Raw genomic sequence first — 9,565 nt, forward strand, 5'->3', positions numbered from 1 at the left:
CACATCTACATACTCTTTCGCTTCCAGCTTATCCCTTTGTAGCTTGCCAACCTGTCGGTTGTTTTCTGCGTTTGTCATAATGCCTAACCTCCAATCTTCAAAGTATTGATATTGTTCGGTCCTTCGGTACATTTTCCCTACTATGACCTCGGCTGACTTCTCGCCATTCGTTGTTACTACTATGCGCTGACGAGACCTCCCCGGGTAAGAACGACAACCTTCTGCTCATGTCACTGCTTCATTTACTCAATAGAATTCGGGCAGTATCGGACTTCACTTTGTCATGCAAGCTCATCCGTTATATTAAGCCTTGGTATGAAGTTTCTGTTCGTCAGTGCAAGCATTTGCGTCCGTCTTCCTTCAGATTCCGCCTCACGGCGGACACCCTTGACTTTCGCTAACAGTTCCTACTGCCAAGTCTGTAGTGGACTTTCACCACCAAGTTGTCGCCCATGCCGGGCGCACAAGAAAAAAGGAGAACGCCTAGGCATTCTCCTTCGAATAAACTTATCCTTCTATTATCTTGATATAAACTTGCCTTGTCCTCGGACCGTCAAACTCGGTAAAGTAGACACTCTGCCAGGTGCCGAATACCAGCTTGCCCTTCTCAATAATCAAGGTTTCACTTGCACCGACAAGAGATGATTTAATATGTCCATCAGAGTTCCCTTCCGCATGCACAAAGTAGTCATGATCAGGAAACGTATCATCCAGCACACGTTTCAGATCTGTACGAACATCCGGGTCAGCATTCTCGTTGATTGTGATCCCGCCTGTAGTATGCGGACAATAAACCACCATGATGCCGTTCTCGACCTGACTTTCTTCCAGCGCTTCATTCAAATAACGGTCGATCATAACAAATTCCTGTTTATGATGTGTATCAATTGTAATTTTTTTCAAATAGCTCATTGATAGCCCTCCACTTATTTGATTTTTTCATCTCATGATTTAATGAACCTTAGACTTTCTCTATCCATCCTTCAGGAGCCTCTACATCTCCAAACTGTATCCCGACCAGTTCATTATAGAGTCGCTTAGTAACGGGACCGACTTCTGTTTCAGAATAAAAAACATGGAAATCATCTTCTACCTGTAGACCACCGATTGGAGCAATAACTGCAGCAGTTCCACAGGCACCCGCTTCTTTGAACTGATCGATATCGCTGATGTATACGTCTCCTTCAAGTGTATCGAGATTCAATCTATTTTCAGCAAGCCAAAGCAACGAATACTTGGTTATGCTGGGTAGTATGGATGGTGACTTAGGCGTTACGAATACATCGTCTTTAGTTATTCCGAAAAAGTTGGCTGCTCCGACTTCTTCTATTTTAGTATGTGTTTCCGGATCCAGATAAACCGCATCACTGAAAGAACGTGACTTGGCTTCTTTTCCAGGAAGCAAGCTGGCCGCATAGTTTCCGCCGACTTTTGCCGCCCCTGTTCCTTTCGGTGCCGCACGATCATAACCGCTCACAACAAAATTGGACGGTTTCATTCCACCTTTGAAATAAGAGCCGACAGGCATGGCAAATATTGAAAAAATATACTCATCGGCAGATTTTATTCCAATATTGTCGCCTACCCCGATCATGAACGGACGCAGGTATAAAGAGCTGCCCGATCCATATGGGGGTACCCATTCTTCATTAGCACGGACTACTTTTTTCACTGCCTCCACAAACTTATCTTCCGGATAAACAGCCATAAGTAGACGTTCACAGCTTTTCTTCATTCGGCTGGCATTCTCATAAGGTCTAAATAAATTGATGGACCCATCTTCAGTCCGATAGGCTTTCATTCCTTCAAAACACTGCTGACCATAATGCAGGGCAGTAGATCCTTCAGAAATGTGAAGCTGATTATCCGTTGTCAGTTCACCTTCGTCCCATTCCCCATCTTTATAGCGAGAAATAAAGCGATAATCTGTTTTAATATAGGAAAAACCAAGGTTTTCCCAATCTAAATCTTTTGTCATACATCTTCCCCTTTTCATATCCCCTAGTTAGGTTTTTATTATACCAAAAAAATGACAAAATTTTAATGTTTCCGACAATCCCTTTTTCTTCTGACCAGTTTACTCACTTTGATTGAAAATATGCTACACTGATAGTAAATTAACTATAAAGGATGACGCGTATGAAATTAGGATGTATCGGATTCGGAAATATGGCTCAGGCCATTGTAAAGGGACTGTTGAAGAAAGAGCTGATTCAGAAAGAAGACCTAATCGTATCGACCTACTCCCCTGACTCACTCAAGAAAATCGAAGAAAACTGGCAGATCAGCGGGACTCATGTCAATCAGGACGTAATCGACGCTTCAGATGTCATCCTTCTGGCGGTCAAGCCTCATCAGATGGATAACGTACTCGGCCGTCTCTCCATTCCTCAAGACAAGCTGGTGCTGTCCGTAGCTGCAGGTTACCCGAGTGACCGTCTGAAGCAGTTTTTGTCAGAAAGTCAGTATCTGCGGACCATGCCCAACCTTAATGCACAAGTTGAGGAGTCCATGACGGCCATTGTAGAAAACCCCAGTGTATCAGAAGAGAATATAAAGATTACTCAAGATATTTTCAACGCGGTAGGAGAAACAGTTATTATTCCGGAAAATCAGCTGAACATTTTTATCGGACTGGCCGGGAGTTCTCCAGCACTTGTCTTCCTGTTCATTGATACGCTGGCTAGAAGTGCTGTTAGATATGGCATGAAAAAAGATACAGCTGTAAAGATTGCTGCTCAAGCTGTATTGGGTAGTGGGAAGACCGTCAAGCATGCCAGTGATTCTCCTCAGACACTTATTGACAAGGTATCCTCACCAGGAGGCATAACTGTTGAAGCGATCCTGCATCTGCTGCAGAGTGACTTTTCCGATTCAGTTATTGGTGCTTTCGACAAGATGATCGAGAAAGATCAGGCCATATCCGGTAAACAGTAATAGGTGGTCTCTTTATAAATGAATAAAAACCGCCGGTACATCGAGACAGTCTATTTCATGCTGTCTTAATGACCGGCGGTTTTCAAATAGTACACAAGTTCATGTATCTCCTTCTGATTCACTTGTTTTCTTCAGTGGAAGCTTCTGATTGTCTCAGTGCTTTTTCTCTCTTTTTTCTCGCTCTGAGCGTCCTGAAAAAATCAGACAGCAAGGCCGAGCACTCCTCTTTCCTGACTCCCTTATGCACCTCACACTGGTGGTTCAGACGGTCATCCTGAAGAACAGTCATCAACGATTCCACTGCCCCTCCCTTAGGATCCGCTGGTCCATAATAAACTGAACGCAGGCGGGAAAGTACAATGGCGCCGCTGCACATGACACAGGGTTCTAAAGTCACGAACAGATCACACTCCTCCAGTCGCCAGTTACCCAGCCTTTGATTCGCTTCCTTGATTGCTATCATCTCGGCATGCGCGGCGGCTTCCTGCTGCGTTTCTCTCTGATTATGTCCTCGACCGATCACTTGGCCATCCTTGACAACCACTGCCCCGATGGGGACTTCAAGTATCGCTTCGGCCTTCTTTGCTTCGATGATCGCTTCAGTCATCCATCGATCTATTTCTTTTTCGCTATATCCAGTCATCTCGATCGCTCCAAAAGTCACTTTTTCTTCATTATACCTTAGTTTCTCTTTGCATCAAACAGTGGTAAAATTAAGCTACATTGAGATAGGAGGAATAAGTTTGGATTATGCAAACTTGAAAACATTGTATCCCGAAGCGGTCTTGTCCGATCTGCCATTTATGGACGAAGACACTTTCCGCATTCCTTATAAAAATAAATGGATCCACATACCAAAAAAAGAACTGACCGAAAAGGAATGGCAGCTGCTTGTCATGCTTAAACAGGAAATTGAACCTTCTTCCTTTCCAGTCTCAGACTCTAAGTGGGCTGAACTGATACAAGGCCAAAGAGATCTTCCACCTAAAACAACCCAGATGATCCGACTGACACAGCTCTATCTGGAAAAAATAGATACACAGTTTGACTATTTAATATGGATCGATTCGATCAGACAGTTATTCGAACCTGTTCTGGATGTCTTTTTTGTAAGCAGCGATACCTGCCTCATAATACAGGATACTGGTGCACCGAACTTTTCAGGCGAAGAAATAACAGGAATCCTTCAGACGCTGGAAGATGACTTCTCAATAAGAACGCATGCCTATATAGGTCAGTTCTGGACACCGGACCATAATCTGTACAATATATTTAAAGAAGAACAGAATATTTTTCAGCAGGAAGTCACACATATGCACCATCAGGTCAGCTCACTTCCGGATATTGCCCTGCATCATTTTACAAAAGATGCGTTGTCAAAAAGTGCCATAATGAAGGAACTCAAAACTCAGATCGATGCTTCCGATGACTGGCACGAGCTGATTCAAGCCTTGTGGCAAAGTCAAGGAAACATCAGTGTCGCTGCAAAACAGCTGTTTATCCACCGGAATACACTTCAGTACCGGATGGAACGGTTCAACGAAACCACCGGCTTATCCTTGAAAAATATGGATGAACTGCTGCTGTGTTATTTGTTGATTCTATAAACCAAAGAAGGCCTCCTGTAAAAGGAGACCTTCTTTGGTTTAGCCGGAACTGGCTTACTTTTTAACTTTCTTCCATGCTTTTTTTGCATCTTTTGATTTATCCTGCATATAATCTTTCATATCAGAACCCATGTCAGAAAATTTGTCTTCTAAATCACTAACTTTTCCAGCAGCTCCTACTAGCATATTAATTTCATCATCAGTCAATTTGCTGACTAATTTTTTTGCACTTTTGCTGTTGATTTTATCATTCACATAGTGCTTTGCTTTCTGACGGTTCACTGTTGCTTTCGTTTTTTTCTTTGCATTGTCAGAAGAAAACAGGAAAGTAAGAATCCCGACTAAAAATGCAACCCCTACTCCAATCAGAATACTCTTTTGTGTGTCATCTACTTTATTCATCCACGTCAACCCTCTCATCTTTAATTTATTTACTTAATAGTACCAGAGAAAGAGTTGTCGTTTCAAAGATAAACGCTTGATCACCTGATCTCAGTCAAGGAAATCTGATTACCTCTTATCAGCTTATTTTTCTGGTGGTGTGCTGTGCAGTTGAGCAGGCGGTGCTTTCAGTACTGGCTTGTCAGCCATAGCCTCAGGGTTTTTGATGTATTTGAAGTCATTTCCGTCAGCGGCTTCTTTCCCGTCTACTACTGGTTTGCTGTCTTCTCCTTCTGAGAAATTATAAAGGGTGTGAGTCACATCTGATACTTCATATTTCTCGGGAACTGTTCCCGGTACAACGATGCCTTCTTTAGCTTCCAGTTCTTTAATGGCTTCTATCCACTGAAGCTGGTGCTGTTTATCTCTGGCTAGCAGGAAGCCTAGCATGTCTCTGATTCCTTTGTCTTCTGTCATTTCATAGAGTCTGGCTACTTGAAGGCGTCCTTGTGATTCGGCAGTTACATTCATGCGCATATCTGCTAGAATATTTCCGCTGGACACAATGTAATTTGATGTCCATGGATTGCCATTAGAGTCTCTCGGTGCTGCACCAAGTCCTGTAACGATGGCGTGCTGAGGATTCATTCCTCCCATGACTGCCGCTATAGCTGGATCAGACTCGACAGCTTCTTCCTGTGCTGAAAGAGGTGCCTTGTCTAGTAATTGAGCAATCATAGTCGCGATCATTTCAACGTGCCCGATTTCCTCAGTAGCTGTATCTAATAGTAAGTCTTTGTACTTCTCATTTCCTCGGGCATTCCACCCCTGGAAAAGATACATATTCATGACAGACATTTCGCCCCATTGACCGCCAAGAATCTCCTGCAGTCTTCTTGCCATCAGTGCATCAGGACGCTCTGGTGTAGCATGGTACTGTAATTCTTTCTTGTGCGTGAACATAGTAACATCCTTTCTTTTTTTGTAGTGTTTATCAACAGATAAACTTTACCACCCTCTTATTTTTTAATCTAATGATATGACTTGTTATTATATTCTCAGAATAGAAGAAAAACCACGCATTCAGTTTGAAAGGTTAAACACCTCAAAAACGAACGCGTGGTTATTACAGCATATGATTACTAACTGAAAACAAAATCCAGTATCTTTTATCAGTTAGTTATTTTAGACTTTTTATTCTTTTCTTCTCTTACTCTTAAGGTGATTTCACCTTTTGATGCGCCTAATGTCACTTTATCTTTCAGACTGATTTCTCCAGACAGCAACGCTTCACTCAAACGGTCTTCCATCTTATTCTGAATTGCTCGTTTAAGTGGACGGGCACCATACTCTGGATCAAATCCTTCTTCAGCAATCACGTCCATAGCAGATGAGGTGATTTTAAGCTGAATACCGATTTCTTCCATACGAGTCACAATATTTTTTGTTAATAGTTTAACGATTTCACGAAGCTCTTCTTTTTTGAGAGACTGGAACACGATAGTGTCATCAACACGATTAAGGAATTCCGGTCTGAAGGCATTTTTCAGTTCTTCACGAATCCGTTTTTCCATTGCATCATGATCGAAACGCTTATCGATTGCTCCAAAACCGACAGATTTTTCGTCTCTGAGAGCTGTTGCTCCTAAGTTAGATGTCATGATAAGAATAGTATTTTTAAAGTCTACTTTTCTGCCTTTTCCATCTGTGAGTACTCCATCATCCAGAACTTGAAGCAGGATGTTGAAGACGTCAGGGTGAGCTTTCTCCACCTCATCAAGAAGAATAACTGAATAAGGCTTCTGTCTGATTTTCTCAGTCAGTTGTCCACCTTCATCATATCCAACATATCCTGGAGGTGAACCGACTAGACGGCTCGTACTGTATTTCTCCATAAATTCAGACATATCTACTCTAACTAGGGCTTCTTCGCTTCCGAACATTGACTCTGCCAGTGCTTTAGCCAGTTCTGTCTTACCTACACCAGTAGGGCCCAGGAACATAAATGATCCAATCGGACGGTTAGGATCTTTCAGACCGCTGCGTGCTCGTCTGATGGCTTTTGATACGGCAACAACAGCCTGCTCCTGACCGACAACACGCTCATGAAGAACTTTTTCAAGATTCAGCAGACGTTCGCTTTCTTTCTGTTCCATCTGATTTACTGGAATACCAGTCCACTGAGATACGACTTCTGCTATATCCGATTCGGTCACTCGAAGCTGGCTTTCATCTCCATCATCTTCCTGCTTAACCAGTTTTTCCAGTCGTTTTCTTTGTCTCATTTCTTTTTCTCTGATCTGAGCGGCACGTTCAAAGTCCTGAGACTGAATAGCCTTCTCTTTTTTACGAATCAGATCTTCGAGCGTTTCAGTTGCTTTTGATAACGGTGTTGGAGAATCACTTTCGTCCATACGAACCTTGGATGCAGATTCATCCATCAGATCAATCGCTTTGTCCGGCAATTGTCTTGACGTGATATATCGGGTAGACAGATGCACAGCCGCTCTGAGTGCTTCATCGGTTATTTTGACACCGTGGTGCTGCTCATAGCGTTCTCTCAGCCCAAACAATATTTCTTCAGCTTCCATCTCAGAAGGTGGATCGACATGAATTGATGCAAATCGTCTTTCAAGTGCCGCATCTTTTTCAATGTGCTTCTGATATTCATCTAGTGTTGTTGCACCAATCGTCTGGAGTTCTCCACGTGCTAGTGCAGGTTTAAGGATATTAGACGCATCAATGGCGCCTTCTGCTCCTCCAGCACCAATTAGCGTGTGTAATTCATCAATAAATAGAATGACTTCTCCATCCTGATAAATTTCGTCAATGATTTTCTTCATACGCTCTTCGAATTCACCACGATACTTCGTTCCAGCAACTAATGACCCCATATCTAGAGTCATCAGACGCTTGTTCTGAAGTACTGGTGGAACTTCATTTGCAATAATTTTCTGTGCTAGACCTTCCGCTATTGCTGTTTTACCTACTCCAGGATCCCCTACAAGAACAGGATTGTTCTTAGTACGCCTGCTGAGAATTTGAATGATTCGTCTGACTTCCTTATTTCGTCCAACAATAGGATCCAGTCTATTGTCTCTAGCCTGTTGAGTCAGATCACGCGCTAGAGAATCAAGTGTAGGCGTTCCTCCTGAAGACTGCTGAGCTTTACCTGGACGTCTGCTGCCTGCTCTGCTTTTTCCATTTTTATCCTGAGCCCCTAATTTCTTGAGTACAAGCTGTCGGGCTTTAGCCAGATTCACATCGAGGTTATTCAGAATTTTTGCTGATAAAATCTCTTCATCTCTTAGAAGACCTAGCAGCAGATGCTCTGTACCAACTAATGGGCGTTTCATTCGTCTAGCCTCATCCGTAGCATACTTTATAATCTGTCTAGCTCTAGGTGAATAAGGCAGTATTGCGTTTTTAGGCAGAGTCTGCTCAGGCCCGTAACTTGATAGGTGTTCAATTTCTTCTCTAATATCTTCTTCTGTTATTGTCAGTTCTCTTAGTGTCTTACCTGCAATCCCATCTTCTTCAATAATAAGTCCCAATAAAAGATGCTCTGTTCCAACAGTTCTATGGCGGAAAGATTGTGCTTCTTCCTGAGCAATCAGTAAGGCCTTTTTGGCTTTTTCTGTAAATAATTCATTCATGAGTGGTCCGCCTTTCGTTTGTTTGGCTCTTCATATTTTAAATTAACTAACATTGTTCGTAAAAGATTTGATCGTAAACGATTATCTATTACTCTTTCACCGGTATATAAGGATTTATCCATGGCTACAAGCATGAGTTTTGCTTCTCTTTTTGTAATAATATCGTCTTCATATAATTTCTGTACAACAGATTTGGCATCTTTTTCTGTTATGCTGTCTCCAATGATTTCGATCATGGTATTCAGCATATCAAGATCATCCAGTACCTGAACTTTTATTATTCGGATGTATCCTCCGCCGCCTCGTTTACTTTCGACCAGATATCCTTTCTGGATCGTGAAGCGTGTGTTGATGACATAATTAATCTGGGAAGGGACACAGTCGAATAATTGCGCTATCTCACTTCTTCTGATTTCTACCTGTTCCTGCTGCTGCAGTACTTTTTTTAAATAAGCTTCAATAATATCCGTCATATTCTGGTTTTCCATATCGAACATCTACTGAAAGTAGTGACTTGAAGTGTATCTAATTTCTATTGAAATTTCAAGTCCTTTCAGTACCCTCCTTTACTATTGACTATAAGGCATCGATGATTGTTTGACTATTTTTGACTATTAATTATTATACCAACAATTACGTTAAATGAAAAGAGAGAAGCAACTCCATTCCTTAGAATAACAAAAAAGGCAGCTAAAGATTTTCATCTAAAGCAGCCTATGTATGTAACTATCTTACGCGCCCTAAAGGACTTGAACCCTTAACCGCCTGATCCGAAGTCAGGTGCTCTATCCAATTGAGCTAAGGACGCATGGATGATGCCGATTGCAATGAGCCGTACAGGATTCGAACCTGTGACCCACTGATTAAAAGTCAGTTGCTCTACCAACTGAGCTAACGGCTCATGGATCTATGGAGGTTAACGGGCTCGAACCGCTGACCCTCTGCTTGTAAGGCAGATGCTCTCCCAACTGAGCTAAACCTCCA

Annotated in this window: 9 protein-coding genes and 3 tRNA genes; 2 read left to right on the top strand and 10 right to left on the bottom strand. The window is 42.3% G+C overall.

Translation table 11 applies throughout. From position 1 onward, the window contains the following. Window positions 1–507: 507 nt before the first annotated feature. Window positions 508–912, bottom strand: a complete 405-nt coding sequence (locus BMX79_RS06620; protein WP_091480603.1) for a secondary thiamine-phosphate synthase enzyme YjbQ — start codon at window positions 910–912, stop codon at window positions 508–510. A 49-nt stretch (window positions 913–961) separates the two neighbouring features. Next, complete coding sequence (locus BMX79_RS06625) at window positions 962–1,978, bottom strand: branched-chain amino acid aminotransferase (protein ID WP_091480606.1); 1,017 nt, start codon at window positions 1,976–1,978, stop codon at window positions 962–964. Between the two features lie 161 nt (window positions 1,979–2,139). Between BMX79_RS06625 and proC the strand changes: the two genes are divergently transcribed. Next, a complete protein-coding gene (gene proC / locus BMX79_RS06630; RefSeq protein ID WP_170231057.1) occupies window positions 2,140–2,937 on the top strand; it encodes a pyrroline-5-carboxylate reductase in 798 nt (265 codons plus the stop codon). 118 nt (window positions 2,938–3,055) lie between these two features. Here proC and tadA read toward each other — a convergent pair whose 3' ends face one another. Further along, window positions 3,056–3,580, bottom strand: a complete 525-nt coding sequence (gene tadA, locus BMX79_RS06635) for a tRNA adenosine(34) deaminase TadA (protein ID WP_091480899.1) — start codon at window positions 3,578–3,580, stop codon at window positions 3,056–3,058. A 100-nt stretch (window positions 3,581–3,680) separates the two neighbouring features. Between tadA and BMX79_RS06640 the strand changes: the two genes are divergently transcribed. Then, window positions 3,681–4,544: a helix-turn-helix domain-containing protein gene (locus tag BMX79_RS06640; protein WP_170231058.1), complete on the top strand. Its 864-nt coding sequence runs from the start codon at window positions 3,681–3,683 to the stop codon at window positions 4,542–4,544. Between the two features lie 54 nt (window positions 4,545–4,598). On the opposite strand, the gene BMX79_RS06645 is transcribed toward BMX79_RS06640, so the two are convergent. The 7 genes from BMX79_RS06645 to BMX79_RS06675 form a co-directional block, all read right to left on the bottom strand. Continuing rightward, the gene (locus tag BMX79_RS06645; RefSeq protein WP_091480614.1) at window positions 4,599–4,946 is read right to left on the bottom strand and encodes a hypothetical protein; all 348 of its coding nucleotides are present in this window, start codon (window positions 4,944–4,946) and stop codon (window positions 4,599–4,601) included. A gap of 123 nt (window positions 4,947–5,069) precedes the next feature. Then, on the bottom strand, window positions 5,070–5,888 hold the full coding sequence (locus BMX79_RS06650; protein WP_091480617.1) for a manganese catalase: 819 nt from the start codon (window positions 5,886–5,888) through the stop codon (window positions 5,070–5,072). Window positions 5,889–6,097: 209 nt separating this feature from the next. After that, the gene (locus BMX79_RS06655) at window positions 6,098–8,581 is read right to left on the bottom strand and encodes an ATP-dependent Clp protease ATP-binding subunit (RefSeq protein ID WP_091480620.1); all 2,484 of its coding nucleotides are present in this window, start codon (window positions 8,579–8,581) and stop codon (window positions 6,098–6,100) included. After that, window positions 8,578–9,069, bottom strand: coding sequence for a CtsR family transcriptional regulator (locus BMX79_RS06660; RefSeq protein WP_091480623.1), 492 nt, complete (start codon window positions 9,067–9,069; stop codon window positions 8,578–8,580). Before BMX79_RS06660 ends, BMX79_RS06655 begins: the two co-directional genes overlap by 4 nt. A 246-nt stretch (window positions 9,070–9,315) precedes the next feature. Next, window positions 9,316–9,389: transfer RNA gene (locus BMX79_RS06665), tRNA-Arg, on the bottom strand. A gap of 20 nt (window positions 9,390–9,409) precedes the next feature. Beyond that, window positions 9,410–9,482: transfer RNA gene (locus BMX79_RS06670), tRNA-Lys, on the bottom strand. Window positions 9,483–9,491: 9 nt separating this feature from the next. Then, window positions 9,492–9,564, bottom strand: a tRNA-Val gene (locus BMX79_RS06675). Window position 9,565 lies beyond the last annotated feature (1 nt).

The organism is Alkalibacterium pelagium, assembly GCF_900109325.1.
GTDB lineage: Bacteria > Bacillota > Bacilli > Lactobacillales > Carnobacteriaceae_A > Alkalibacterium > Alkalibacterium pelagium.

Coding starts and splice junctions, on each gene's coding strand:
- BMX79_RS06620 (WP_091480603.1), bottom strand. CDS start 912: ATGAGCTATTTGAAAAAAATTACAATTGATACACATCATAAACAGGAA.
- BMX79_RS06625 (WP_091480606.1), bottom strand. CDS start 1,978: ATGACAAAAGATTTAGATTGGGAAAACCTTGGTTTTTCCTATATTAAA.
- proC (WP_170231057.1), top strand. CDS start 2,140: ATGAAATTAGGATGTATCGGATTCGGAAATATGGCTCAGGCCATTGTA.
- tadA (WP_091480899.1), bottom strand. CDS start 3,580: ATGACTGGATATAGCGAAAAAGAAATAGATCGATGGATGACTGAAGCG.
- BMX79_RS06645 (WP_091480614.1), bottom strand. CDS start 4,946: ATGAATAAAGTAGATGACACACAAAAGAGTATTCTGATTGGAGTAGGG.
- BMX79_RS06650 (WP_091480617.1), bottom strand. CDS start 5,888: ATGTTCACGCACAAGAAAGAATTACAGTACCATGCTACACCAGAGCGT.
- BMX79_RS06655 (WP_091480620.1), bottom strand. CDS start 8,581: ATGAATGAATTATTTACAGAAAAAGCCAAAAAGGCCTTACTGATTGCT.
- BMX79_RS06660 (WP_091480623.1), bottom strand. CDS start 9,069: ATGGAAAACCAGAATATGACGGATATTATTGAAGCTTATTTAAAAAAA.